Here is a 26,499-nt window from a genome sequence, read left to right as displayed (position 1 = left end):
CGGGATCGCTGGTTTAGGGCGTGCGCGCCGAGGCCTCGATCTCCGCGATGATCTTCTCCACCGCGTTCGGATCGGTGGGCTTCACGAGGTGGTAGTCGAAGCCCGAGGCGCGGCTCCGGCGCCTGTCTTCTGCCTGTCCCCACCCGGTCAGCGCGGCGAGCTTCACGCCGGTGAGCGCCGGGTTCGCGCGGATGCGCTGCGCCACCTCGTAGCCGTTCAGGCCGGGGAGCCCGATGTCCAGGAGGATCAGGGCGGGCTGGAAGGTCTCCGCCGCCTGCAGGGCCTCGATCCCATCGTGGGCCGTGCGCACCTCGTGCCCGGTCAGCTCCAGCAGCATGGCCAGGCTCTCGGCGGAGTCGTGGTTGTCGTCGACCACCAGGACCCGCAGCCTGCTTCCCTGCTCGGCGTCGGGCGCTGCGGGCCGGATCGTCGCTGGCGAGATCTCCGCTCCGTCCTTCAGCGGGAGCCTGATCACGAACTCGCTCCCCTTGCCGGGCCCCTCGCTCGCCGCGGAGATCGCGCCGTCGTGCATCTCCACGAGGCGCTTCACCAGGGTGAGCCCGATGCCGAGGCCTCCTTGCGCCTTCTCCAGGGAGCGGTCCACCTGGGTGAACATGTCGAAGATGCGGGGGAGCATGTCCGCCGCGATGCCGACGCCGGTGTCCTTCACCCGGATCACCGCCTCCGCCCCGGCGCAGGTCACGGTGAGCGTGATGCGCCCCCCGGGCTCGCTGTACTTCGCGGCGTTGTTCAGGAGGTTCAAAATCACCTGCGCGATGCGGGTCGGGTCCGCGTCGAGGTGGAGCGGCGTGTCGGGCAGCACCACGAGGAGCGTGTGGCTCCCGGCGTCGATGAGGGGCCGGCTCGTCTCCACGGCGCTCCGGAGCACCGCCCGGAGGTCGACCCGCTCCCGGCGCAGCTCGAGCTTCCCGGTGTTGATGCGGGAGATATCGAGCAGATCGTCGACGAGCCGCACCACCTGCCGGAGCTGCCGCTCGGTCATGTGACGCGCGCTGTCCTGCGCCGCGGGATCGGTGGACAGGCGCAGGATCTCCAGGGCGTTCCGCATCGGCGCGAGCGGGTTGCGCAGCTCGTGGGCGAGCGTGGCGAGGAACTCGTCCTTCCGACGATCCTGCTCCCTGAGCTCGCGCAGCGCCCTCTCGGTCTGCTCACGGTCCTCGGTCTCGCGATGCCGCTCGATGACCAGCGCCGCGGTGCGGGTGAGGCGCTCCACCAGATCCATGTCGTCCGGCGTCGGGCCCCGGGCCTCGCGGCAGTAGAGGGCAAACGTGCCGAGCACAGCGCCGCCCGAGGAGAGGATGGGCGTCGACCAGCACGCGCGCAGGCCCTGCTCCAGCACCGGCCCGCGGAAGCTGGCCCAGCGAGGGTCGGTCTCGATGTCGGTCGCGATGGCCGTCTGTCCCGTGTACGCAGCGGTCCCGCAGGAGCCCACCGCCGGTCCGATGGCCGCGCCGTCGACGAGGCGGTTGTAGCTGTCGGAGAGGCCTGGTGCAGCGCCGTGACGCACGTGCAAGCCGTCGCGATCGAGCAGCAGGATGGAGGCGACCACGCCCTCGCCCGCGATCTTCTCGGCGGTCCTGGTGAGGCTCTGGAGCACCGCGCCGAGAGGTGCTTCACGCATCGCAAGCTCGAGCGCCTGCCTCTGTCCCTCCAGGATGCCTTCGACCCGCCCGGGCCCGGCGCTCTCCTGATGTCGCGACGCCATCACTTTACCTTCGTGCGCTCCGGAGGGCTTGCGAGGTACCTCGTCTTGAGCCGCCCGGTCGCCCCACGTCGTCCTGGACACGGTGGCGTCAACGGAAGCGATCGGGGAGGGAGGGGGCTGGTTGATGCTCACGGGCAACCTCCGAGCGACCTCCGGAGCCTAGGATCGGTGGCCGCCAAGGTGAAGGAGGATCCGCGCCCGACATGCGAGCGACCCTGCGAGGTGCGGTGCACGCTTCGCAGCGCGGGGCTGTCCGCGCGCCATGGAGTGTGTCCCTTACGTGTTCCCCCAGTGGCGTGCTTTCCTGGACGGTCGCGATCGTGTCGGGCGGTCTCCCGACGGGCGCGGCGCGCAGGGTTGCGCTCAGGGCTCCTTCGACCCGTCGCCGTCCGCGCCGACGTCGGGCGTGCGCACCGTCGCTTGCCGTGTCTGCGCCCCCTCGCGCGCGATCTCCAGGTAACGCGGCTCTTCTCCCTGGAAGACATCCTCGGCGCCGGCGAGGAACGCGCGCCCCAGGTGCTCGCGGGCCAGCGACTCATCTCCCAGCGCGAGCGCCGCCTGGCCGAGGCGCAGGTGGATGAGCGGGTTGCCCAGCCCGCGCGGGCACTGCAGCGCCTCGTTGAGCGCCGAGACGGCCTCCCGGTGCTGCGCCTGGAAGTAGAGCGTCTCGCCGAGGGCAGTGAGGATCCAGGTGGCCGCGTGCCAGCGGTGGAGAGGGCGCGGCAGCAAGGAGAGCGCCTCCTCGTAGAGCGCCACGGCCTGATCGAGCTCCCCGCCCTCGACGAGCGCATCGCCGCGGTCACACAGCTCGGTGACCTTGCGGTGCAGCGCCTGCTCCTCCTCTTCGCTCATGCTCCCATCCTAGCCGACCCGGCGCGCGGGCGCGCTGTCACTCGGTGTCCTCGTCGAGCAGGTCGTCGAGGTCCTCGTCTTCGTCCTCGTCTTCGTCCTCGTCCGAGTGACGCCAGTAGAGGTCGGCCTCGGTGGGCTCGCGGAGGTAGTAGGTGATCGACTCGCGCAGGTCCTCGCTCTTCACGAGGGGGCGCACCTCTTCGAGCAGCTCCCAGGTCCCCTCGGGCTGCTTCACGTAGAGGTCCTCGAACGCCTCGGCCGCGGACTCCTCGTCGGAGCTGAGCAGGAGCTCGTGGTAGTGCCGGCGGAGGGGTGCGAAGGGGGCGTCGAGGAGCACGAGGGAGCCGAGCAGATCGGCGCGCGCGCGCGGAGGGGCCCCCTCCAGCAGGCCGTCGAGGCGGGGATCCTCGATGCCGATGCGCTTGCGCCAGAGGAGGGCCCGCGCTGACTCCGCGGCCGCCGCGCCGTCGCGGGCCGGGGAGGTCATGGCCTGCTCGATGGCGGCGATCACCTCGGGCGAGGCGTCCTCGCCGACGAAGCGCGAGGCAATGGTGAAGCTCGGTGATTCCGGCTTCTGGAGCATCGCCAGCACCCACGCCGGATCGAGCTGCTTCGCTTCCGCCAGGTTGTGCGCGCACTGCAGCGCGGTCGGGCGCGCCTCGGCGTCGTGCTCGCCGAGCGCGAGGCCACGCCTGGCGATCTCGTAGGCGGCGGGCAGGCGCCTCCGGCAGCCAATCCGCGAGATGCGCTCCAGGCGCTCCCACCTGCGCTCCACGAGGGCCGCCTCTCCTTCGGCGGCGATGCGCGCGTCGAGCGCTGGCGCGTCCTTCATCCCCACCAGCGCGTCGGAGGCCCAGAGGATGGTGTAGCCGCGCAGGCGGGGGCCGTCGGGGTTCGACGGCTCCAGCGCCAGAGACCAGAGCTGATCGATGAGATCGGGCGGCGCGCCCACCTGGGTGAGCACGATGAGCGGCGACGTGGCGCCGTCCCACCCGGGGGAGCGGAGGGTGTTGACGGCGACGGTGCGCAGCCGCTCGTGCCACGAGGGCTTCAGCACGTTGCGCCGCGCGAGGCCCGCGAGCGCGCCGAGCCACTCGTGGTCCACGCCTGCCATGGCCCCGCGCTCGGAGAGCGCCGCGAGCCCCTCGAACCCCAGGTGCCCGAAGCGCTGCACGATGGCCTCGGCCCACGCTTCCTCGGAGTTCGGCAGGCCTGTCCGCCGGTGCGCCGTGCCCTGCTCGCGCAGGCTGTAGAGGAGGAGGGCGAGGATCTCGCGCTGCTCCACGGACAGCTCCGGCTCCGGGCGCTCGCCTCCGGGTGCGCTGCCCTCTGCCGGCTTGCCGCCGTCCGCCGTCTTGTCGCCGTCCGCCGCCTTGTCGCCGTCGGCAACGGCAGGGGTCCCGGGGACCGGAGCCTCGGCGAGCAGCGCTGCCAGCATCGCGCCCTTGGCCTCGTCCGAGGCGCCGCGCAGCACGGTCAGCCGCGAGAGGAACCTGTCGCCGGGCGGCTCGGCGAGGACCTCGGTCCACACGCCAGCGAGCGCATCCACGGGACATTCGGAGCCGAAGCGCTCGAACCACAGCGCCTTGGCGCGCTCGATGATGCGGTGAGAGGGGCCTTTCGCGGCTTCGAGCAGGCGGGGGCGGAGCAGCTCGTCGGGGAGCTGCCCCGCGGCCTCCACGGCCTCCATGCGCCGCCAGCTCCGGGTCCCGGCGAGCTCGCGATCGATGCGGGACAGCGCCCGCTCCGGGTAGCCGGCCGCAAGGGCGCGCAGGGCCCAGCCCATGTCGAGGCCGGCGCGATCGCGGCGGATGTGCACGCCGCCGCCATCGGCGACGACCGAGAGGGGCCGCCACCCCTCGGGCGGACGCACCTTGGCCACGGCGGTCACCAGGGTGTCGGCGTAGCCCTCCGCGGTCTCGTACGAGCGGCTCCCGAAGCCGTGCGGCAGGGGGTGATCCACCGCGTCTTCGAGCAGCCACTGCACGTCGTCTGCCGAGAGCGCGCGGGGCGCCCGTTCGAGGAGGATCTCCAGCGCGAACCAGCGCACGCGCGCGTGCGGGCGGCGCAGGGCCCGCCGGAGCGAGGGGATCGCCGCGCGCAGGTCGGCGAACGAGAGCCAGCGCGCCGCCGTCTCGCGCGCCGCCCAGGTCTTGCCGTGGTCGAGGACGCGGGCGAGGCGCGCGCCGAGCTCCGGGTGCCTGCGCCCCATGGCCTCGCAGGCCGGCCCGCGCTCCATCATGAAGGCGAGCCACGAGTCGCCCGTCTCCGCCACCTCGACGAGCAGGTCGACCGTCTCGCGCTGGTCGGGCGGCGCGGCGGCGAAGCTCAGCGCGTGCACGCCCGGCTTGCGCTCGCGGGCGGGGAGGATCTGGTAGTGCCGCACCACGAGGCGCCAGAGCCGCACGCTGGCGAGCGGGTAGTCGCTCATGCCGAACAGGTCGAGGCCGAGCTTGCGGGCGCGGTCGAGGAGCGCTGCGGTCGCCGCCGCCTGGGTCGCGGGGTCGGAGATCTGCCACGCCTCATCCACCTTGCGGGCCAGCTCCGCGCACTCGCGATCGGCGCGCGCCCAGCGCTCCTTGTCGGCGGCCTCCGTCGCGGCCGCCGTCGCCTCCGGAGAAGCCTGGGGCGGCGCAGAGGGAGGAGGCGCGGACGCCGGGGCCTTCACGGGCTCCGGCGGCGGTGGCGCTGCAAGCTCGGTCGGCATGGCGATGCGCCACGCGAACTTCCCTGCAAGCTGCGAATCCAGTACGTCGCGCTTGGACATCTCCCTTACTTACCCTCCACTTGCACACTCGAAACGCGCCAGCCGGATACGGTCACCGGAGCCATCTGGCGGAGACTCGGACCACGCGAGGACGAGCCCTCGACCATCCGGCCAGCCAATCAGCGAAGGCGCGCCGACCACGGGGAAATCCGCATCGATCTCCACCAGGCTCTCAAGCTGCACGTCCCTGTCGAGGAGCATGATGGTGATCCTCGTTCCGCCCAACACCGACGCCACGGCGAGCGAGGTGCCGAGGGCCGCGGCAGCGAACGCTCCGGGCGTGTCGGGTGCGAACAGGCTGGCGATGCCGCCCGTGGTGTCACCGCGCTCGGTCAAGCGGATCGCGGAGAGGGGGCTCATGCCGGTGCTCCCGTAGGACCAGAGGAGCCACGCGCCCTCGGGCCGTGGTGTCACCTGGATGCGCTGGATCGGTTTGCCGCTGTGGAGCGGATCGTCGAAGGGCACGGCGATGAAGCTGTCCGAAGGGTCGTCCTCACGGTGCCACTGCGTCTGGAGCATGGTCGGTGGGCGCACCTGATTCCCCGGCATGCACGGCTGGGAGAGGTCCTCCGTGGCCGACAGCACGTGCGCGACGAGCCATCCTCCAGCGATGTGGATCGCGTCGGCCGCACCTGGCGCGCTCGCACACCCCCCCTCGAAGGTGGGCGACGACAGGACCTCGTAGACCTGCCGGTAGACAGGGGGATTGCTGTTCTCCACCTGCCACTGCATGCCGAGGAGGTTCGTCGAGTCCCCCGCGAGGTTGAAGAGGATGCGGTCGGCCGGGTAGCTGAGCGTGAAGAAGGACGGCATGTTGCCGCTCCCCGGGGTGAACTCGGGAGAGAACAAGGCCGTGCCGGGGGAGACGATCATGGCCAGCGAGAGCGGGTTCCCCTCGGCGTGGTCCGCTGCGAACGAGCCACCGCCGCTCAGGTGGGCGAGGTAGCTCGGCGCGATCTGCCCGCCCTCTGGCCACTCGACCCAGGGAAAGAACGTGGTGTGACGCAGTTCCGAGGCGGTGCTGGGCGACGCCTGCGTGCTGCGCCACTCGGCCGCGAGGGTGACCCGGGACGGGTCGTCCCCCGTGATGACCAGGTCAGGCTGCCGCTGGTGGAAGAACGCGCCCCCTCCCACCGAGAGGACCGGCAACGAGCGCGTGAGGGCACACAGGGGCTCAGGGTCGATGGGTCCTCCCCCGGCCCCACCCGTTCCCCCAGATCCACCCGTCCCCCCATCCCCCCCCGTGCCGCCAGCACTTCCCTGGCTCACGGAGACCTCGTGCCCCAGCAGGATCTCCGTGCGTGCACCGCACGCCCCGAGCAGCGTTAAGGCGGAGAGGAGCGTGCCGCACACCGAAAGGCGGGTACGGCGACAGAGGTTGAGCATGAGGCGGGCCGATCCTGCCCTATGTGACGCAGGCGCGTCGATGCTTCCTGACGCCAGGCTGCACGTTCCTGACGTCCAGAGCATGTCCAGCGCACGTACAGAGCACGTACAGCGTCCGGCCAGCACCCTTTCGGGGGGTATGGATGCCTCGCCGAAGGGATTTCTGGGCCTCCTGGATGAGGTTCTCGGACCTCCTGCACGAATCTCCCGGACCTCCTGCACGAGCCTCCCGGACCTCCTGCACGAGCCTCCGAGCTTCCTCGTCGAGAGGCTCCCGGGCCTCCTGCACGAGCCTCCCAGGTTTCCTCCACGAGCCTCCCGGGCCTCCTGCACGAGCCTCCCGGGCTTCCTCAACGCGCCTCCCGGGCCTCCTCCAATAGACTCCCAGGCCTCCTGCACGAGCCTCCCAGGCTTCCTCAACGCGCCTCCCGGGCCTCCTCCACAAGGCTTCCAGACCTCCTCCAACAGACTCCAGGACCTCCTGACGAGGCTCCCAGACCTCCTCCACGAGGCTCCCAGACCTCTCCTCCAACAGACTCCCGGGCTCCCTCCACGAGGCTCCCGGACTTCCTCCAACAGACTCCCGGACTTCCTCCAACAGACTCCCGGACCTCCTCCCACGACCTCGTGGGCCTGTCATGTGCACAACCCTGGGTGGTGGCGACAATCCTTGGCGCCCTCGTGCGTGCGTACGGGTGACGTGGGGAGCATCGGCACCGGCTGTGGCGATGGCGAGAGGATTCCCCCGGAGATGGCGGCTTTCACAGTGGGATGGCGACAGAACATGTCGCCTGTTTCGTCGGAGACGAAGAGAATGATACAACGGCGGCGCGCGGGGCACGGCGGCGTCTCGGGAGACGTCCCTCGACCGATCTCGCACACCAGGCACGAGGATCGATGCATACCCTCCTTCAGGCTGCCCTTGCTGACACGCGACGCATCGCCCGCACCGCGCTCCCGATCCTGGGCATCTTCGCCCTGACCGGCACCGCGGGCGCGCAGCAGCCACAGCCGGGCTTCGGTCAACCGCAGCAGCCAGGGTTTGGCCAGCCGCAACAGCCGGGCTTCGGTCAGCCGCAGCAGCCAGGGTTCGGTCAGCCGCAACAGCCGGGCTTCGGTCAGCCGCAGCAGCCAGGGTTTGGCCAGCCGCAGCAGCCGGGCTTCGGTCAACCGCAGCAGCCAGGGTTCGGTCAGCCGCAGCAGCCGGGCTTCGGTCCGCAACCGCCTGCGGGCCAGCCGCCGCCGGGAGGCGCGGACGCAGGGTTCTCGTTCGGCGCAGATGCTTCGCTGAACGGCGAGGGGCTCCAGGCGGGAGGCAGCGCGAGCGCGGACGCTGGCGCGGATGCCGACGCCGAGAAGCCCGTGGACGAGAAGTGGGAGGACGAGGAGCGCGCCCTCTCGCTGATGAACGCGCCCAACTACTGGGGCTCGACGGGCTTGATGCGCACCTCGTACGCGGGGTCGGGCGCGCCAGGGACGTTCCGGGTCGCGTTCATGATGGACTGGTTCTCGACCAGCGGCTTCCTGTGCGATCCGGCCGAGAGCACGCCCGCCGGGGCGCCCATCACCTGCGGGCCAGATGCCGCCGAGGACTCGGCGAGCCACGTGGGCGCGTTCTTCACGCTGAACGCGACGCCGCTGTCGTGGCTCGAGGCGTACGCGAACCTGCGGACGTACGCGAACTACAACGATCAGGGGCGGCCGAGCCTCCTGCAGGTGCTCGGCGACACGACGTTCGGCGTGAAGGCGTTCACGCCGCCGAAGATCGGCAAGATGTTCACGTTCGGCGGCGAGATCCAGCTCATGCTGCTGAACGGAGCCGGTGAGGTGGGCCTGGCGGGCGGCGGGACCAGCGCGGCGTTCCGAGGGCTCGCGACGATGGATCTGCGCAAGCCGCAGGGCAAAGGGTTCCCGCTGCGGACCAACCTGAACCTCGGGTACAAGCTCGACAACTCCGGCAACCTCGTGGAGGACATCGAGGTGCAGCGGGCGGAGGCGTTCACCGATGGGCGGGATCGGCAGCCCATCAGCCGCATCGAGCGCTTCGGGCTCGGGATCAACAAGGTCGACTTCTTCCAGATGGCGCTCGGGGTCGAGGTACCGCTGCGCTGGGTGCAGCCGTTCGTGGAGTACTCGGTGGACATCCCCGTGAACCGGCAGGGCTACGAGTGTCACACGGGGAGGGTGTCGCGCGGTGACGTGTGCCTCGGGCTCGACGATTTCAGCTCGTCGGATCCGGTGAACCAGGGAGGTCCGGGGTACGCCGCAGTGCCCTCGCGGCTGTCGTTCGGCGCGCGGGTGACGCCGTTCAGCAAGGCGTTCCGGGGCCTGTCGGCGATGCTCGGGTTCGACGTGGGGCTGTCGGCGACGAGCACGTTCATCGAGGAGGTGGCGCCTCAGGCGCCGTGGACCCTCTACTTCGGGCTCGGCTACGCGTACGACACGCGGGAGAAGAAGGTGCCGCCGCCGCCCCCGCCGCCGCCGCCCCCGCCGCCGCCGGAGGTGAAGATCGTGCCCGCGCCGCAGAGCTTCGTGCGGGGCATGGTGCACGAGCAGGGGAAGCCCGAGACGCTCATCGCGGAGGCGATCGTGAGCTTCGAGGGAGGCGTGCAGGCGCCGGTGGCCACGGGGCCCGACGGCCGCTTCGTCACGCGGCACCTGGAGCCGGGGACGTACACCTTCTCCGTCAAGGCGGCGGGGTACAAGCCGGGGACCTGCTCCGCGACGGTGGTGCAGAACAACGCGGCGCCGGGTCAGCCAGGCCAGCCCGGCCAGCAGGATCCGTTCGCGCCGCCGCAGCAGCCCAACCCCTTCGGTCAACCGCAGCAGCCCAACCAGTTCGGGCAGCCGCAGCCCTTCGGTCAGCCGCAGCAGCCCAACCCCTTCGGTCAGCCGCAGCAGCCCAACCAGTTCGGGCAGCCGCAGCCCTTCGGTCAGCCGCAGCAGCCCAACCAGTTCGGTCAGCCGCAGCCCTTCGGTCAGCCGCAGCAGCCCAACCCCTTTGGTCAGCCGCAGCAGCCCAACCCCTTCGGTCAGCCGCAGCCCTTCGGTCAGCAGCCAGGGGCACCCGGTGCACCGGGCGCACCCGGGGCGCAGACGCCGACAGCACCGCAGGGGACGACGTTCGTCGACATCATGTGCCCGCTGGAGGCCGAGCCGAAGCTCGGGGCGCTGAGCGGCACGGTGAAGGACGCGGAGAGCGGTGAGGCCGTCGCGGGGGCGACGGTGCGCATCACCGACGCGAGCGGCAAGGAGCAGGTCGTCACCGCGGATGGGACGGGGAGCTTCCGGTTGAAGGATCTGCCGCCCGGTGCGATCTCGATGAAGGTCGAGGCGCAGGGGTACATGAACCACGTCAACCAGGCCGACATCAAGGTCGCAGAGGACACGCGCGCGGCGCTGTCCGTCAACAAGCGGCCGAGGATCTCGCAGGTGAAGCTGTTCGGCAACGAGCTCAAGATCTCGAAGCAGGTCCACTTCGAGACCGACTCGGCGAAGATCCTGGGCGACTCGAACTCGCTGCTCGAGGAGCTCGCCGACGTGCTCCAGCGGAGCCCGAACATCCGCAAGCTGGAGATCCAGGGGCATACCGACAACACTGGCGGGCGCGAGCACAACCAGAAGCTCAGCGACGCGCGCGCGAACGCGGTGCGGGCGTGGCTGGTCAAGGCGGGCGTGGACGGTGAGCGGCTGACGGCGAAGGGGTACGGGCAGGACAGGCCCATCGCGCCGAACGTGACGCCCGCCAACAAGGCGAAGAACCGCCGCGTGCAGCTCATCATCCTCGAGAAGAAGTGAACTCCCCCGACATGGCTGCAGGGCGTGGTCGCGCCCTGCCGGGTGGCCTCGCCGCGCGGGTGGCGTTCGCGCTGCTCGTGACGGCGTGCGCGGGCCCTTCCGGAGAGGCGGATGAACGGGGCGGGGCTGCGTCGCCTGGCGCCGCGGGGTCGACAGGGTCGGCAGTGCCAGCGGTCGTGGCCTCCGGCAGCGCCGCGGTGACCGCGTCGGGAGCGACGCCGACGTCGGGAGCGACGGCCGCCGCATCCACAGGGGCCGCCCCTGGCGCGGGGAGCGAGGGCGGAGATGCGGGCGCGGGAGATGCAGGGACCGCGGACGCTGGCGATGCGGGGTCCGCGGACGCTGGCGATGCTGCCGTGGAGGCCGGGGCCGCTGGCGAGGGTGCGCCGCCCTATGCCGCCGACAACAAGATCCTGCCGCCGCGCGAGAGCGCCGAGCTGACGGAGCGCGCGCGAGGGCTGTTCGACGCCATCGTGAAGAACGAGGGGGCGCTCGGGGAGGCATTCTGGTTCCCGAAGGAGCCGTTCATCCCGCTGAAGGACGTGAAGGGACCCGGGAAGTACTGGGACAACCTGCACGCGACGTACCTGAACGACATCCGGCAGCAGCACCGCAAGCGGAAGAGCTGGGAAGGCGCGACCTTCGTGGGGTTCCAGCTCGGGTCGACGCCGAAGTGGGTGCCGCCCGGGGATGAGGCGAACAAGATCGGGTACTACCGGTCCTTCAGGGGCAAGCTGCGGTACGAGATCGAGGGCAAGACGCACACGATCGATGTCCATACGGTCATCTCGTGGCAGGGGCGCTGGTACATCACGCACTTGAACCGCTTCAAAAAGAAGTGAGCAGCATCCAAGGGGGGATGATGGTGTCGGGCGGGCCCGTGGCGCAGGCGGGCAAGAGGGAAGCTGAGCGGGGGGTGTCGCTGGGGGCGCGCTACGATGCGGTCCGCGCGTTCACCGAGGCGCTGTGCGCGCCGCTTTCGGCCGAGGACTACGTGGTGCAGTCGATGCCGGACGCGAGCCCGGCGAAGTGGCACCTGGCGCACACGAGCTGGTTCTTCGAGACCTTCGTGCTGGAGCCGGCGGCGCGGGCGGTGGGGGTGTCCTTCGCGCCATTCCATCCGCGGTTCGGGTTCCTCTTCAACTCGTACTATGTGGGCGTGGGGAAGCGGCACAGCCGGCCGCAGCGAGGGATGCTGACGCGACCCACCGTCGCGGAGGTGTACGCCTACCGGCAGCACGTGGACGCGAGGATGCGGGCGCTCTTGATGGAGGTGGCCGGAGGGGCGCACGCGAACCTCAAGGCGACGATCGAGGTGGGGCTGCAGCACGAGCAGCAGCACCAGGAGCTCTTGCTCACGGACGTGAAGCACCTGCTCGCGCAGAACCCGCTGCGGCCAGCGCTGCGGGAAGATGGCGGGGAGCACGCAGGTGGGGTCGAGACCGGGGTGGTGTGGGGCGCAGCAGGCACAACAGGCGCAGCAGACGCAGCGCGCTTCATCGAGAAGGAGGAGGGGGTGCGCTGGATCGGGCACGCCGGGGAAGGGTTCGCGTTCGACAACGAGTCGCCGCGGCACCGGGTGTTCGTGGCCGCCCATGCGCTCGCGGATCGGCCGGTGACCTGCGGGGATTACCTCGCGTTCATGGAGGATGGCGGTTACCGGCGGGCGGATCTCTGGCTGTCAGAGGGATGGGAGGCGGTGCAGGTGCAGGGGTGGGAGGCGCCGCTCTACTGGGAACGGGAGGAGGGGGACTGGCAGGTGTTCACGCTGCACGGGATGCGCGCGGTGGACCCTCGGGCGCCGGTGAGCCACGTGAGCTTCTACGAGGCCGATGCGTTCGCGCGGTGGGCAGGGGCGCGGTTGCCGACGGAAGCGGAGTGGGAGGTGGGGGCCGAGGGGCTCGCGGTGGAGGGGAACTTCGCGGAGAGCGGGAGGCTGCGCCCGGCGCCGGTAACGACGGCAGGGGACGAGGGCGCGCCGCGGGCGATGTTCGGGGACGTGTGGGAGTGGACCGCGAGCGCGTACCTGCCGTATCCGGGGTACGAGGCGTGGGCGGGTACGCTGGGTGAGTACAACGGGAAGTTCATGAGCGGGCAGATGGTGCTGCGCGGAGGGTCTTGCTTCACGCCGGCGTCCCACGCGCGTGCGACGTACCGGAACTTCTTCCCTCCTTCCGCGCGCTGGCAGGCCAGCGGGTTGCGGTTGGCGCGCTGAGCCGCGCGGCGGTCGCGGCGGTCGCGGCGGTCGCGGCGGAGAGGAGTCCGAGGTCGATGCATCCGCTGGTGTCGGTGCTGCTGCCCTACCGGAACGCGGGGAGGACGGTGGAGGAGGCGCTCGGGAGCGTGCTGTCGGAGCGGGGGGTGCCGCTGGAGGTGGTGGCCGTGGACGACGGGTCCACGGACGATGGGCCCGAGGTGGTGGCAGGCGCCGCAGCGCGGGATGCGCGGGTGGTGCCCGTGGCGAGCGGGGGGGTGGGGATCGCGCGGGCGCTGTCGCAGGCAGCGTCGGTGGCGCGCGGGGAGCTGCTGGCGCGGATGGATGCGGACGATGTGTCGGTGAACGAGCGGTTGAGACGGCAGGCGGAGGCGCTGCGCGAGGACGCGGGGCTCGGGGTGGTCGGGGCGCGGGTGGAGGCGTTCGCGACGGGAGCCGAGGGAGAGGCGCGCGAGGTCGGCGAAGGGATGCGCCGGTACGTGGACTGGCTGAACGGGATCGTGACGCCGGAGGATCACGCGCGGGAGATGTTCGTGGAGTCGCCGCTGTGCCACCCGTCGGTGATGATGCGGCGGGAGGTGCTCGCGTCGGTGGGAGGCTTCCAGGAGACGCGGTGGGCGGAGGACTACGATCTGTGGCTGCGCATGGCGGCGGCAGGGGTGCGGATGGCGAAGATCCCGGAGGTGGGGCTGCGGTGGCGGCACCAGACGGGGCGCGCGACGTTCAGCGATCCTCGCTACGCCATCGCGCGTTTCCTGGAGGCCAAGGGGCACTACCTCGCCGCCCGGTTGCGCAAGGAGGGTCGTCGGGTCGCGGTGTGGGGCGCTGGCCGTACTGGACGGCGGCTCGCGGCGGCGCTGCGAGAGAACGGGGTGTTCCCCTGCCTGTTCGTGGACATCGATCCGCGCAAGATCGGGCGGTCCGTGCAGGGGGCACCGATCGTGGAGCCGGGTCGGCTGGAGCGAGGGGTGTACGCGCTGGTGGTGGCGGTGGGCGCGCGGGGAGCACGGGCGCTGATCCGGGAGCACCTCGGGAGCGCGGGGTTCACGGAAGGGGAGGACTACGTGTGCGCGTCGTAGGGCTTGGCGGTGAGGGAATGAAGGTGCGAGGATCCCTGAGCGGCCCATGCGCATTCCGGTGCTGACTCCCGCGATCGCTTTCCCTTCGCCAGAGCGCGCCACCCCGGAAGGGATCGTGGCCGTGGGTGGAGACGCATCTCCGGAGCGTCTGCTCGCCGCCTACAACAGCGGGATCTTCCCCTGGCCGCACGAGGGGCTGCCGCTGCTCTGGTTCTGCCCGGATCCGCGGTTCGTGCTGGTGCCGACCGAAGCGCACTTGCCGCGGTCGCTGCGCAAGCGGGCGCGCCGGGGGCCCTACGAGGTGCGCACAGACACGGCGTTCGCGGAGGTGATGCGGGGGTGCAGCGAGGTGCCGCGGCCGGGGCAGGACGGGACGTGGATCACCGAGGAGCTGATGGCGGGGTACGTGCGCCTGCACGCGCTGGGTTACGCGCACAGCATCGAGTGCTGGCAGGAGGATCGGCTGGTCGGCGGGCTGTACGGGGTGTCGCTGGGGGGGCTGTTCTTCGGAGAATCGATGTTCGCGCGGGCGCCCGATGCGTCGAAGGTCGCGTTCGCGACGCTGCTCGGCAACCTGGTCCACTGGGGCTTCGATCTGGTCGACTGTCAGGCGTACACCACCCACCTGGAGCGGTTCGGGGCAGTGGAGTGGCCGCGGCGTCGCTTCCTGCGCACGCTGCGGGCGTGCCTGGAGAGGCCGACCCGGATGGGGCCCTGGCGCTTCGAACTGTCACCGGCAGAGGCGGTGGACCTGCTGCGTCGCGACGAGGTGGGCGCGGGGTGACGCTACGAGGTGGGCGTGCCGGAGCCGCCCGGTGCTTTCTGCCCTTCCTCGTTCTTGATCTCGTTGAGGATCTCCTCGATGCGCCGCTGCTCATCGAGTGCCTCGTCGTAGAAGAAGTGCAGTTCCGGCATGGAGCGCAGGGAGAGGTTGCCGGCGATCGTGCGACGTAGCCTGCCGGACGCAGCGCCGAGGCCGCGCAGGATCTCCCGACGGGCCGCGGGGTCGGAGGCGCCGAGATCGTGGCGGACGTAGATCTTGGCGTGCGAGAGATCAGGATCGATCTCCACCCGGCTGACGATCACCCCGACCACGCGAGGATCATTGAGGGCGCGGATCTCCGAGGCGAGCTCGGAACGAAGTGCCTCACCAACCCTACCGGTACGTTTACCGCCGCCTTTCAAGAGACCTCCTCGTCGTCATCATCATCGTCATCCTCGTCGCCGGCTGCGCTCCAGCTCGGCCCCAGTGCCTGCTCGATGCCACCTTGAACGCCGGAGCCGCCTTCACCGAAGGACACGATCTCGGTCGCGCGATCGGCCAGCACGGCGTCCGGCAACGTCCCCGCCATGGCGGCGACATCGGCGAGCACGCGATCGCACTGCGCCGACTCATTGGAGACGACCGCCACGCCGAGGGTGGCACGGCGGGGGTCGTCGAGCTGTCCGACCTCGGCGACCGATACCCTGAAGCGCGCTTGCGCCCGCTCCTTCATGGACTTCACCACGCGGCGTTTGTCCTTGAGGGAACGGGAACCGACGATCTCCAGACGAAGCCGAAGGATGCCTACAAACATGCGGGTTCGTTCGTGAGCGCGGCGGTGGCAGGAGCGGTGAGTCGTCGGGCGCGAGGAGATCCTCGTGCCTCATCTCCCCAGCTCGTCCAGCGTCTCTGCAGGGCCGCGCGTGCGGAGAACCAGGGGTGGCGCACCCGAGGAGCGCAGGGGCCCGAAGGCCCCTCCGCCGGTACGCAGGATCGCAAGACTGACTAGAAGAGCTTGGTCTTGATCTCCTCGATGTCGAAGCACTCGACGATGTCGCGCTCCTTGACGTCGTGGTAGCCGTCGAGCGAGATGCCGCACTCGAAGCCCTGCTCGACTTCCTTCGCGTCTTCCTTGAAGCGACGGAGACCCGAGAGGCGGCCGCTCCAGATGACGGCGCCGTCACGGACCAGGCGCGCTTCCGCGGTGCGCTTCATCGTGCCCTGGATGACCATACAGCCGGCGACGATGCCGACCTTGGTGATCTTGAAGACCTGACGCACCTCGGCGCGACCGAGCTGCTTCTCCACCTTGGTCGCGGGGAGCAGGCCTTCCATGGCGCTCTTGATGTCGTCGACCGCGTTGTAGATGATGTTGTAGAGGCGGATCTCGATGCCCTCGCTCTCCGCGAGCTGGCTCGCCTTGCCCGCCGAGCGCACGTTGAAGCCGACGATGATCGCCTTCGACGCGACAGCGAGGTTGACGTCGCCCTCGGTGATGGCGCCGACGCCTGCGCTGACGATCGTCACCTTCACCTTCTCGTTCGAGAGCTTGCTCACCGCGTGGACGACGGCCTCGACGGAGCCCTGGACGTCGCCCTTGATGATCAGCTTCAGCTCGAGCTGGTCGGCCTCCTGCAGGTTCTTCGTGAGCGCCTCGAGCGAGACGCGCGAGTCCTGCGGGATGAGCGTCTTCGCCTTCTTGCGCCTGGTCTCGGCGATCTCTTCGGCGGTCTTGCCGTCCTTCACCGAGTGGACGGGATCGCCTGCGCTCGGGACCTCGTTCAGGCCGAGGACCTCGACCGGAGTGGAGGGACCCGCCTCGGCGACGGATCGACCCATCTCGTCGGTCAGGGCGCGGACCTTGCCCCAGGCGCTGCCGGCGAGGAGTACGTCACCGGTACGGAGCGTGCCGTCCTGCACCATGATGCGCGCCACCGGGCCGCGGCCACGGTCGAGCAACGCCTCGATGACGGTGCCGCTCGCGCGCTTCTTGGGGTTGGCGCGGAGCTCCTGGATCTCGGCGACGAGCTGCACGGACTCAAGGAGCCGATCGATGCCCTGACCCATCTTCGCCGAGACGTGGACGAACTGGGTGTCACCACCCCACTCCTCCGGCTGCAGGCCGAGGGAGGAGAGATCACGCATGATCTTTTCCGCGTCGGCGCCCGGCTTGTCGATCTTGTTCACCGCCACCACGATCGGCACCTTCGCGGCCTGAGCATGCGAGATGGCCTCGCGCGTCTGCGGCATCACGCCATCGTCTGCGGCGACCACCAGGATCACGATGTCGGTCACCGAGGCGCCACGGGCGCGCATCGCGGTGAAGGCTTCGTGGCCAGGCGTGTCGAGGAAGGCGAGCGTGCCGCGCGGGGTCTCCACGCGGTACGCGCCGATGTGCTGGGTGATGCCGCCGGCTTCACCCTCGGCGACGCTCGCCTTGCGGATCCGGTCGAGCAGCGAGGTCTTGCCGTGGTCGACGTGACCCATGACGGTGACGATCGCCGGCCTCGGCTCGTTCCCCTCGTCGGACTTGCCGACCACCTCGGTCGCGGCGGTGAGGCTCTGCTCCTCGCTCACGGCCACGTCCTCGACGGTCCAGCCGAACTCGCTGGCGAGAATCTTGGCGGTGTCGGCGTCGAGCGTGCTGTTGATGTGCACGCCGGTCATGCCCATCGACAGGAGCTTCATCAGGACGTCGGTCGCCTTCAGGCTCATCTTGGCGGCGAGCTGCTGAAGGGTGACCTGCTCCTCGATCTTGATGACCTTCTTGTGCGAGGCCATCTCCTGCGTGGCCACCGGCCCCGGCTTGCGCGGCGGGCCTGCCTGACCAGGGCGCGGCCGCCCGAAGCCAGGTCGGCCAGCCTGGCCGGGACGCGGTCGGCCCCCCGGACCGAAGCCGGTCGTCGGCCCTCGGGGGCCGGTCTGAGCGCTGGGGGCGCGGGGATCGAAGGTCGTGCGCCGCGGCTGGGGCGTGGTCGGTCGCGGCTGGGTCACGGTGATACCCGGACGGCCCTGCCAGACCTCGATGCCGGTCTTCGGTGGCGAGGACGGGCGACGCGGCGCCTGGGTGGTGGACGCCGGCTCTTCCTGCCTCACAGGCGCCGAGCCGGGCCGTGCAGGTTGCGCCGATACGGGCGGTGCTCCCGGCCTCCCGGCCTGAGGTCCGGACATGGGACGCGACGGCTGCGCAGACGCGGGCGTGGGCCTCGCGGCCGCAGCAGCCGGTGCGGGCCTCGCGGCTGCAGCAGGTGCAAGCGCGGGAGTCGCCGCAGGTGCGGGCGCGGCCGCAGCGGTCGCCGGTGCTGCAAGCGCCGGGGTGGCGGCAGGCGGCGGTGCAGCGGGCGTCGCAGGCGCCGTCGCAGCAGCAGCCGGTGCTGGCGTTGCGGGCGCAGGCGCGACCTCGGTGAGCGCCGGCGCCGAGGAAGCAGCAGAAGCTGCTGCAGCGGGCTGCGCGGCGGCCGGGGGAGCAGCCTTCTCCTGGGAGGCCGCCTTCTCTTGCGGAGCTGCCGCAGGCGTGGTGGCAGCAGGTGACGCTGCCGGGGCGGGCTCTGGTGCAGCCGCGGACGTCGGCGCGGGCGCAGCCGTGGGCTGCGTCTCCACCGGGCGCTGAGCGGCCGGGGGCGGAGCGGCTTGCGGTTGCGGAGCCGGGGCAGGCTCGGCAGCGACGGGTGCGGGTGCGGTCGGAGCAGGCGGAGCAGAGAACGCGGCTGTCTTGGAGGGCTCCTGGGCTGCTGCAGGAGCCGACGCGACCGGCGGTGCCGAAGGCCTGTCGGACGGCGTGGCCGAGCGAGCAGCAACCGGTTCGGCAGCGGGTGCGGGCTGGGGACGGGCAGCCGGCAGAGGCTCGGTCGGACGGGTGACGGGACGGGCTGCGACCGGCTCCGGCGCAGGTGAGTGGCGCGCAGGCGCCGCAGGCTCGGCCGCGCGCGCGGCTCCAGGCTGCGACGGTGCTGGCGCCGGGATTTGCTCCGATCCTGGACGTGCTTTGCGCTTCACCACAGTCGGGCGAATGCGCTCCTCGACGACCTCGGGCGTCTTCTGCCGCTCGAGGTGGCGCTTGACGCGCTCCACGACATCAGCCTCGACGGCGCTCATGTGGTTACGCACGTCGCCAATCCCCATGGACTGGAAGAGCGCGACAAGCGTCTTCTGATCCATGTTGAGCTGCTTCGCTACCTCGTAGACCCGAACCTTACTCATGCACCTCGCTCCACGTTGCCAGTCCGCCTCGCCCACCCACGTTGGCCTCGACGCGCCGCCGCATCGCTCTCCGCACCTTCGCGAGCGTCCATTTCCTGATCGCCGGACGTGCCCTCTTCGTGTTTACGACGAGGCGCCTTGCCCTGCAGGGAATTTCTTGTGTCATCACGCCGAGCCACCCCGGGCTGGCGTGATCCAGGCACGCGGGGAGGCTCTGCCTGGGTAGCTGGTTTTTCCTGTTGCTCGCGGCCGGAAGGTCTGCGCGGGGGGCGTGTCCCGCCGCCGCCGGGGCGACCAGGGACCACCGCGCCGCGCTCGGCAGCGGCACAGGCATCGGCCGTATGCACCGCGTCAAGAAGCGCCGAGGCCAGCCGACTCGAGGAGATGGCCATCACGGCCACGCCCTGCTCACGACGTCCCCCGGCGAGCTTCCCGAGATCCATCTTGGTGCCCCAGGCCGCCGCACGCCCCGCGGCGACAGCCGTCTGCACCTGGGAAAGCTCGGCCCCCGCGGCGGCGTCACAGGCGACGAGCGCCAGGTGAGCACCGCGGTCGAGCGCCTCGGCGGCTGCATCGGCCCCGATGGCGGCGGCCCGCGAACGTACGGCTGCCTGGATGAGACCCCGGATCCGTCGATCCATCGCCTGGCGAATGGCGCGGGCCAGCGAAGCAGCCGTGAGCGGGACGGGCTGCGGTTGCGCCCCCTGCTCCGGTGCAGTCCGCTCCGGCGCAGACTCACCACGTGTCTCGCCCGCGTCCGTGGCGTGGTCCAGGTGTATCGCGTGAACCCGACCCCGCGCAGCGCGCGAGAGGCCACGCTGCACGGCCTTGGCCAGGCAGTCAGGGTGCGGATGCACGTGAGCGCCGCGACCGAAACCACCGTTGCCGGGGTCCACGGCCACGATGCCATCGGGCCCCAGGATCAGGCGCACGAGGGTCGTGGGATCACCGGAACGTTCGAGTGCGACACGCTGGCCACATCCCACGCACGTACGCGTACGACCGTGAGCCCCTGACGGGTCCACGCGAGCGTCGGCTTCGCGCTCTCCCGCCAGATCACTCTCTTCCGTACCCGTAGTGTGCGTCGTTTCCGGCATTCCCAGTATCACCCTCCTAGGCGTGCTTTGCCGCAGCCGCGCGCTGCCGAGCCTCGGCCCGCGCAGCTTCGAGCACCTTCTGCTCGCTTTCCACGAAATCACGCGCGCCCTGCTTGATGGCCCGTGCCTTCTTGATGCCCAGACCCGTGCGGATGGCGAGCCGATCCTCGTCCTCGCGGAGGAGATCCTCGACCGAGCGGTATCCCGCCTCTTCGAGCAGGGTCACCGTACGGTCACCCACTCCGCGGATGAACATCAGGCGCTCGCGATCCGTGAGGGGCTCTGCCCGCTGCGAGGCGAGCCGGATGCGCTCCTGCCGGAGCCGCTCCATCGTCGTCTCCGCCTGGGTCTTGATCCGGTCCGCAGCGTCTGAACCGCCGAGCCCCGGGATGGCCGCCAGCTCCTCGGTGGTCGCCTCGCTGACCTCCTCCAGGGCGCGGAAGCCGAGCCGGTACATGGACTTGGCGATCTGCTCGCTCACGCCGTCGATCTGCTGGAGCGCGGAGATCGCCTCCTCCTCCATCTGCTTGAACTTCGACTCGCTGATGATGTCGAGCTTCCAGCTCGTGAGCTGGGCGGCGAGCCGCACGTTCTGTCCCTTGCGCCCGATGGCGAGGGAGAGCTTCTCGTCCGGCACGACGAGCTCCATGCGCCCATCGGCCTCGTCGACGATGACCTTGTGCACCTCTGCCGGCTGGATGGCAGCGATCACGTAGCGGGCCGGATCGCGATCGTAGGGAACGATGTCGATCTTCTCTCCGCGCAGCTCCTGCACGACGGCCTGCACACGCGAGCCCTTCATGCCCACGCACGCGCCCACCGGATCAACGTCCGCGTCACGGCTGGTGACCGCGATCTTCGAGCGCGCCCCGGGCTCGCGGGCCACGGAGACGATGCGGACGATGCCCTCGTAGATCTCGGGAACCTCGGCCTCGAAGAGCTTCTCGACCAGCCGGGGATCGGAGCGCGACAGGATGATCTGCGGGCCCCGGGCCTCGCGGTCGATCTCCTTCACGTAGGCGACGATGCGGTCACCGGGGCGGTAGGTCTCGCGCGGAGTCTGCTCGCGGAAGGGCAGGATGCCCTCGGTGCGACCGAGGTCCACGATGATGTTGTTGCCCTTCTCGAAGCGACGAACGATCCCGCGAATGAGCTCGCCCTTGCGGTCCTTGTACTCGTTGAAGATCAGGTCGCGCTCGGCGTCGCGCACCCGCTGCAGGAGCACCTGCTTCGCGGTCTGGGCAGCGATGCGGCCGAAGGTGGTGCGGCCGTGCTTGAGCTTGAGGATGTCCCCGTATTCCTTGTCCTGATCGCGGGCCTTCTCCGCGTCCTCGGGGCGCCAGAAGACCTGGAAGCCGAGCTCCTCACCCATCGACGCTTCGAGCTTCAGGCGCTCGACATCGGGAAGCGCGATCTCCCGCTCCGGGTCGGTCACGGTCTCCACCACGGTCATGTACTGGAAGAGGTCGACCTGACCGCTGTCGTCGTTGAAGCGTGCCTCGAGCTCACGGCTCGGCCCGAAGACGCTCTGCGCTGCCTTCAAGATCGCCGCTTCGATCGTCTCGATGAGGATCTTCTTGTCGATCCCCTTCTCTTTCGCGACCTGCTCGAGGATGCCGCCCAGGCTCGTGTCCGAGGCCGGCGCCGCTGCCATCGTTGCCATGACGTTCGTGTCTCCTGGTCCTTGCGTTCTCTACGTTCTCTTCTGGGGGCCTGGAGCTGCAGGTCGTGCATCCGGCGCAGCCTCTTCATGCTGACCGGAGGAGCGCCGCTTCCCCTTCTTTCCTGCCTTCGGTTGGGGCGTGAGCTCGAAGACGAGCCGCGCCTCCACCACGTCTGCCAGGGACGCCTCGATGCGCTTGCCGTCGACCATCATGGCGACGTGTCCCTCTGGAGCTTCGAGGATCTCTCCCCGCAACAGCCGCTGGCCGTCGGGTGCAGGTCGCGACAGCTTCACCTTGGCAGTGCGGCCGAGGAAGCGCCGGAACTCGGCGGGAGACTTGAGGCGCCGATCGAGTCCGGGCGAGCTCACCTCGAGGTTGTAGGCGGCCGAGATCAGGTCGGCGACATCGAGGGCAGCGGACACGTCCCGCGAGACCTCGGCGCAGTCTTCCAGGGTCACGCCACCCGAGAGATCTGCCGCTCCGAGACGCTCGATGGTCACCCGGAGCGTCCATCCGGACCGCTCCGTCACCCATTCCGCGTCGGCCAGCTCGACCCCGTAGGCAACGAGCACGGGCACGATCACCTCGCGAATTCGCGCGAGATCTACCGAGGTCTTCGTTGCTGCGTCCATCAACTGCTGCATGAAAGAAATAGACGATCGCCCTCGGGCAGACCCACTCAGTTTCGGCGCCTACCCCGGGATCTCGCCCTGGGGACCACGCGCCAAAAAAAAAGAGCCGATTCCCAAACTGGGAACCCGGCCCGCGGATCCGCCTAGTTGTGATGGGCACCCTAGTCCCATACGCGCATGCGCGCAAGAGGGACCTACCCCCCACCACGAAGCACATGTCCCCGCACGATCGGCCTTTTTCAGCCAGGCTGGTCGTACGACGACGGGGCTACCAGGCGCGATCGCCTCCCGACAAGCTCATGCGAGGTTGGGCAAGCCGATGACGTCCACGTGAAGGACCTCATCGAATGCCTGGATTTCCTTCACGCATGCGTCGCTCGGTCGGCCCGAGACCCGGAGCTTGGTGCAGGTGGCGAGCGCCCCTTCGAAGACGGTGTTCGAGACCTCCTCGACGTTGATGTTGTGCCGCTTGAGCACGGCGAGACAGTTCGCCAGCACGCCCACCTTGTCCATCATGCGGATCACCACCGCGAAGCGCGCGGGTGACGCGGCGGCGATGTTGACGACATTCGGGACGTCCTCCTCGGTCAGGAAGGAGCGCACGATCCGCGCGGTCTCCAGGGCGATGGCGAGCTGGGCCTGCTCCGTCGAAGCGCCGATGTGAGGCGTGCCGTAGACCAGCCCCTGCTCGAAGAGGGAGGGGTCGATCGTTCCCTTGCCCTCGTCGGGTTCGCCGGGCAGCACGTCGAGGCCCACCCGCAGGTTCTTCCTGGGGACGAGCTCCGCGAGCGCCACGTAATCGAGCACCTCAAAGCGGGAGGTGTTCACGAGGATCGCGCCGTCCGGGAGAGCTTCGAGGACCCGCCGGCTCACCACCCCGCGCGTGTGCGCGGTGAGGGGCAGGTGAATCGAAAGGATGTCCGACTTCGCCGCGAGCTCTTCCAGCGTCTTCGAGAACCCCACATCCATCTTCGCAGCACGGGTGGGCGTGAGGGAGCGGGACCAGGCATGTGGCGTGAGCCCGAAGGCACGCGCCCGGTCGAGGAGCTCACGGCCGACCGCACCGAGTCCGGCGATGCCGAGCCGACGGCCGAAGAGCCCGCCTCCGCTCGAGTACTTCGACTTCTCCCAGCGTCCCGCGCGGAGATCGGTCGTGGCATCGACCACCTTGCGATCGAGCGCCAGGATCAAGCCCATCGCCAGCTCGGCGACCGCGATGGCGTTCTTGCCCGGGCAGTTGGCCACGTAGATGCCACGCGCGCTCGCCGCGGCGACATCGATGGTGTTCACGCCAGCGCCTGCGCGGACGATCAGGTTGAGGTGCTTGGCCGTGCTCAGGGCCGCCCCGGTGACCTCGGTGGAGCGAACCACCAGGATGCTGATGCCATCCAGCGCGGCAGCCAGGGTGTCCCTGGTAAGCTCCGGGCGGTAAATGACTTCGATCCCGAGGATTCGCAGCTCCTCGAGGGCGGAGAGATTCATCTTGTCGGCGACGAGCAGGCGCATGCCAGGGGCGAAGGTAACAGAAAAGATCGCGTGGGCGACGTGCCTTCTCTCCCTCTCCTGTGCAGGAAACCACCGCGTATCCCCCTGGGGTGGGGGCGACGCCCCGCCTCCCTCGGTACTGGTGCAGCGTCCTGACCTGGCGCGTCAGCTCCGGGTCATCGAGCAGGAGACCGCGGCCCTCGGACTCACCGCCGTCCTGGAGATGCGCGGCCGCCTCCCACGGGGAGGGGGCGAGGTGGTCGCTCGGGGTTACGAGGGAGGAGACCGGCTCGGGCGGCGCACCACGGCCGTCCGCGCCGTGAGTTCGCGGGGGGTCGTGCTGACCCTGGGTCCCCTCTCCCTGGGAGACCTCGACCGCAGCCAGGCCACCGAGCTTCTCGCGCATCCTCTCCTCGGCGAGGCCGCCACCCACACCGACGAGGAGTCCTCCCTCGCCACGGCCTCCCTCACCGACCTCAATGGGGACAGCCTCCCGGACGTGGTGCTGCGCAGCGAGACGGGCACGCTGGAGGTATGGGCTCTTCATCCGTTCAGCGCGACGCGGTATCCCGTCGAGCTGTCCACCCTGCCCACGCTGGCCATCGATGCCGACGACGATGGTCAGCTCGATCTGGCCGGGAGGCCTCTCCCCGTGGAGGGCGATCTCCTCGCGCCAGATCTGCTCGAAGTCGCCACCTTCGAGCGCGGCCGCTACACCTTCCGGAGCGAGGCAGCGCGGGCCCTCTCCGCACGCCACGCCGCACGCCACGCCGGGATCGCCGCCGCTCCCTCCGCCGGGGCGCCTCCGCCGCTGCCGCCTGCGTCGACCGCGTCGACGAGCGAGGACGCCAGCCTGCGGCTCCGGAGCGCCCTGGAGCGCGCGTGGTACACCATGCTCGCGGGTCGGCCGCGGGCCGAGGTGCTCGCGGCGCTCGACAAGGAACGCATCCCGCCCGATCTCCAGGCCTCCTTTGCGGCCCACCGAGCGCGCATCGCCAGCCTGGGGCCAGTCGCCACGGCTAAAGAGAAGACACCGACGGAGAAGGCAACGGGAACGCCTGACCGAAAGTGATGATGATGTCCCCCGGGAAGGTGTCCCTCTCCATGTAACCCCGCGCCAGCGGGAAGCCCCAGTCGGCCCGGATGACCGTGCGATCGAGCTGCGGAAACAGGATCCGCACCCCGAACCCCGCCGACTGCTTGAGCCGCAGATCGTCGAAGCCGTCGAACGCATCGCCCACATCGACGAAGGCAGCACCCGCGAGCTGCACGGACCAGATCTCCAAGGGCATGCTGCGGAACTCGAGGTTCGCCGCGAACACGTCCGGTCCGATGAATTCTCCCGTCGCGTACCCGCGGAGCCGCGATTCTCCGCCGAGCTGGGTGAGCCGGTTCATGTAGTTGCGGTAGCGGTGGAGGAGCACCGTGTCGAAGACCAGCCGCCCGAACCCGAAGCGCGGCGTGTGGATCCGGGCGGCGACCTGGAACGACGCATCGGCGAGGCGCTCGGGCTCGATCTCCGTGACGCTCTCGGCCACGACCCGCGCGAGCCCGTCCCCGAGCGGCACGGTGTAGCTCCCCGACGCCGAGACGCCCACGAAGTTGCGTGACGCGCCGAGGCCCTCGAACACCGGGTAGAGCTTCACGGACAGCTCGTGGCCGATGCGGAAGTCCTCCTGCAGGGCCAGCGTGTTCAGATCGAGCACGCGCTTGAACCGGGCGGAGTACGTGTGGAACTCGAAGGCGGGGCCGACGCGGGTGTCGCTGGTCGGCATCGCCTCGCGGAGAAACTCCGCCGCTGCCACGGGGTCGAACGCCGAGAGATCCTGGGGGCGGTACACCCGGCGGCTCGCCTCGACGCCCACCGAGAAGTTGTTCTTGAGGAGTCGCCCGAAGCTCCTGGTGAGGGTGTAGCTGCCCCCGAGCACCGAACTCCTGTAGCTGAACGGGATCCCGTCCTCCTCGGGCGTGGCTGCGGCGTCGTACTGCGCCACCTGCCCGGCGACGAAGCGGCGGGTGATCTCCTCGCGCCACTGCATCACGGCTCCCCACGACCACTCGGCGATGGTCGCGTACAGGGGCTGGCCGTACGAGAAGCTCCCGTACGAGCCCTCCAGGACGCCGCTGTCCCGGTTGAGGATCACGTTGACGTCCGCGCCGAGGACGATGCGGCTCCCGCCCACGTAGGGCATGGAGTAGCCGCCCCCGAGCGCGACGGTGGCCGGGTCCATCACCATCTGCGCGGAGATGGACTGGTGCGTGCCGAACAGGTTTCGCTCGCTGGGTTGCAGGAGCAGGTACTCCAGGCGCCCGGCAGCGAAGCGGTAGTTCGAGTTCAGACGCAGGCTCCACACGTCCTTCGTGACCACCACCATGCGCACCCGGCCGGGTCGGCTCCCCTCGACCGGAAACACGAGCACGAGCGAGAGCGGATCGAGGCCCCGGAGGTTCCTCGCCGTCTCGTCGGCGAGCACCTGCCGGTAAGGCTCCCCCGTGCGGAGGAGCATCTCGCGTCGGAGCACGTAGGGCTTCGAGGTCGCGTGGAACCAGTTGAGAAACCCTGGCGCAGGATCGCGATCCTCGAAGACTTCGAGGGGCAGGATCTCGATGGACTCGATGCTCTTGCCTTCGGGATCCGCGGCGAGCTGCGCGTCGAGGCGCGCGAGCGCACGCTGGATGGTCTCGACCTCGTAATCCGAGTACCTGAGCCGCAGCGGCGCATCCTTCGCTGCCGTGGGTGCCCCCGTGAGGGAACCCGCGCTCGCTGCCTCCGGCTCGGGCGAGAGGGGACCTGTGCCAGGCGCGCGAGGCCGCGCCACGGGCCGACGCTGCGGT

At 70.1% G+C, this 26,499-nt stretch carries 19 protein-coding genes and 1 pseudogene; 7 read left to right on the top strand and 13 right to left on the bottom strand.

What is annotated here, in order from left to right; translation table 11 throughout:
• Positions 1 to 13 precede the first annotated feature (13 nt).
• The 4 genes from CAP_RS32335 to CAP_RS32320 form a co-directional block, all read right to left on the bottom strand.
• Entirely contained in the window at positions 14 to 1,726 is a 1,713-nt protein-coding gene (locus tag CAP_RS32335) for a hybrid sensor histidine kinase/response regulator (protein ID WP_052376428.1), read from the bottom strand.
• Positions 1,727 to 2,089: 363 nt separating this feature from the next.
• Positions 2,090 to 2,578 (bottom strand): tetratricopeptide repeat protein, encoded by a 489-nt coding sequence (locus tag CAP_RS32330; RefSeq protein ID WP_052376427.1) that lies wholly within the window; start codon positions 2,576 to 2,578, stop codon positions 2,090 to 2,092.
• Between the two features lie 37 nt (positions 2,579 to 2,615).
• A complete protein-coding gene (locus CAP_RS32325; protein WP_044247917.1) occupies positions 2,616 to 5,345 on the bottom strand; it encodes a hypothetical protein in 2,730 nt (909 codons plus the stop codon).
• Positions 5,346 to 5,354: 9 nt separating this feature from the next.
• On the bottom strand, positions 5,355 to 6,731 hold the full coding sequence (locus tag CAP_RS32320) for a hypothetical protein (protein ID WP_044247915.1): 1,377 nt from the start codon (positions 6,729 to 6,731) through the stop codon (positions 5,355 to 5,357).
• Between the two features lie 897 nt (positions 6,732 to 7,628).
• Between CAP_RS32320 and CAP_RS46000 the strand changes: the two genes are divergently transcribed.
• Genes CAP_RS46000 through aat form a run of 5 tightly spaced genes read left to right on the top strand, consistent with a single transcriptional unit; the run spans position 7,629 to position 14,607 of the window.
• The gene (locus tag CAP_RS46000; protein ID WP_052376426.1) at positions 7,629 to 10,529 is read left to right on the top strand and encodes a carboxypeptidase regulatory-like domain-containing protein; all 2,901 of its coding nucleotides are present in this window, start codon (positions 7,629 to 7,631) and stop codon (positions 10,527 to 10,529) included.
• A gap of 11 nt (positions 10,530 to 10,540) precedes the next feature.
• Positions 10,541 to 11,371 carry a hypothetical protein gene (locus CAP_RS45995; protein WP_156041334.1) on the top strand — a complete coding sequence of 277 codons (831 nt, stop codon included), beginning with the start codon at positions 10,541 to 10,543 and terminating at the stop codon, positions 11,369 to 11,371.
• Positions 11,372 to 11,391: 20 nt separating this feature from the next.
• Entirely contained in the window at positions 11,392 to 12,744 is a 1,353-nt protein-coding gene (egtB, locus tag CAP_RS32305; protein WP_081865497.1) for an ergothioneine biosynthesis protein EgtB, read from the top strand.
• A gap of 56 nt (positions 12,745 to 12,800) precedes the next feature.
• On the top strand, positions 12,801 to 13,823 hold the full coding sequence (locus tag CAP_RS32300) for a glycosyltransferase (RefSeq protein WP_044247913.1): 1,023 nt from the start codon (positions 12,801 to 12,803) through the stop codon (positions 13,821 to 13,823).
• Positions 13,824 to 13,869: 46 nt separating this feature from the next.
• Positions 13,870 to 14,607 (top strand): leucyl/phenylalanyl-tRNA--protein transferase, encoded by a 738-nt coding sequence (gene aat / locus CAP_RS32295; RefSeq protein WP_044247912.1) that lies wholly within the window; start codon positions 13,870 to 13,872, stop codon positions 14,605 to 14,607.
• A 2-nt stretch (positions 14,608 to 14,609) separates the two neighbouring features.
• On the opposite strand, the gene rbfA is transcribed toward aat, so the two are convergent.
• From rbfA to infB, 3 genes are all read right to left on the bottom strand, one after another.
• Positions 14,610 to 15,008, bottom strand: a complete 399-nt coding sequence (gene rbfA / locus CAP_RS32290; RefSeq protein WP_044247911.1) for a 30S ribosome-binding factor RbfA — start codon at positions 15,006 to 15,008, stop codon at positions 14,610 to 14,612.
• The gene (locus CAP_RS32285; RefSeq protein ID WP_044247910.1) at positions 15,005 to 15,400 is read right to left on the bottom strand and encodes a DUF503 domain-containing protein; all 396 of its coding nucleotides are present in this window, start codon (positions 15,398 to 15,400) and stop codon (positions 15,005 to 15,007) included. Before CAP_RS32285 ends, rbfA begins: the two co-directional genes overlap by 4 nt.
• A 191-nt stretch (positions 15,401 to 15,591) precedes the next feature.
• Positions 15,592 to 17,757 carry a translation initiation factor IF-2 gene (gene infB / locus CAP_RS54280; protein ID WP_503129131.1) on the bottom strand — a complete coding sequence of 722 codons (2,166 nt, stop codon included), beginning with the start codon at positions 17,755 to 17,757 and terminating at the stop codon, positions 15,592 to 15,594.
• On the opposite strand from infB, the gene CAP_RS54275 reads away from it, so the two are divergent.
• Positions 17,756 to 18,196: a hypothetical protein gene (locus CAP_RS54275; protein ID WP_231511809.1), complete on the top strand. Its 441-nt coding sequence runs from the start codon at positions 17,756 to 17,758 to the stop codon at positions 18,194 to 18,196. The two genes, infB and CAP_RS54275, sit on opposite strands and share 2 nt — an antisense overlap.
• Positions 18,197 to 18,642: 446 nt before the next feature.
• Here the strand turns inward: CAP_RS54275 and CAP_RS55885 are convergent.
• The 5 genes and pseudogenes from CAP_RS55885 to CAP_RS32255 form a co-directional block, all read right to left on the bottom strand.
• Positions 18,643 to 18,786, bottom strand: a pseudogene (locus CAP_RS55885) (translation initiation factor IF-2 N-terminal domain-containing protein); the annotation flags it as partial.
• Complete coding sequence (locus CAP_RS55880) at positions 18,783 to 19,883, bottom strand: YlxR family protein (protein WP_081865495.1); 1,101 nt, start codon at positions 19,881 to 19,883, stop codon at positions 18,783 to 18,785. The gene CAP_RS55880 and the pseudogene CAP_RS55885, both read right to left, overlap by 4 nt.
• Before the next feature lie 16 nt (positions 19,884 to 19,899).
• Positions 19,900 to 21,546, bottom strand: a complete 1,647-nt coding sequence (gene nusA / locus CAP_RS32265) for a transcription termination factor NusA (protein ID WP_044247907.1) — start codon at positions 21,544 to 21,546, stop codon at positions 19,900 to 19,902.
• Between the two features lie 30 nt (positions 21,547 to 21,576).
• Positions 21,577 to 22,179 carry a ribosome maturation factor RimP gene (rimP, locus tag CAP_RS32260; RefSeq protein WP_044247906.1) on the bottom strand — a complete coding sequence of 201 codons (603 nt, stop codon included), beginning with the start codon at positions 22,177 to 22,179 and terminating at the stop codon, positions 21,577 to 21,579.
• 297 nt (positions 22,180 to 22,476) lie between these two features.
• The gene (locus CAP_RS32255; RefSeq protein ID WP_044247905.1) at positions 22,477 to 23,685 is read right to left on the bottom strand and encodes an NAD(P)-dependent oxidoreductase; all 1,209 of its coding nucleotides are present in this window, start codon (positions 23,683 to 23,685) and stop codon (positions 22,477 to 22,479) included.
• Between the two features lie 121 nt (positions 23,686 to 23,806).
• On the opposite strand from CAP_RS32255, the gene CAP_RS32250 reads away from it, so the two are divergent.
• Complete coding sequence (locus tag CAP_RS32250; protein WP_052376423.1) at positions 23,807 to 24,736, top strand: FG-GAP repeat domain-containing protein; 930 nt, start codon at positions 23,807 to 23,809, stop codon at positions 24,734 to 24,736.
• Here the strand turns inward: CAP_RS32250 and CAP_RS32245 are convergent.
• Positions 24,684 to 26,483, bottom strand: a complete 1,800-nt coding sequence (locus CAP_RS32245) for a BamA/TamA family outer membrane protein (protein WP_044247903.1) — start codon at positions 26,481 to 26,483, stop codon at positions 24,684 to 24,686. The genes CAP_RS32250 and CAP_RS32245 overlap by 53 nt on opposite strands.
• Positions 26,484 to 26,499 lie beyond the last annotated feature (16 nt).

This window comes from Chondromyces apiculatus DSM 436, from assembly GCF_000601485.1.
Classification (GTDB): Bacteria; Myxococcota_A; Polyangia; order Polyangiales; family Polyangiaceae; genus Chondromyces; species Chondromyces apiculatus.
Note: the sequence above shows the minus strand (reverse complement) of the source record. Positions and strands in the feature narration are given on the sequence as shown.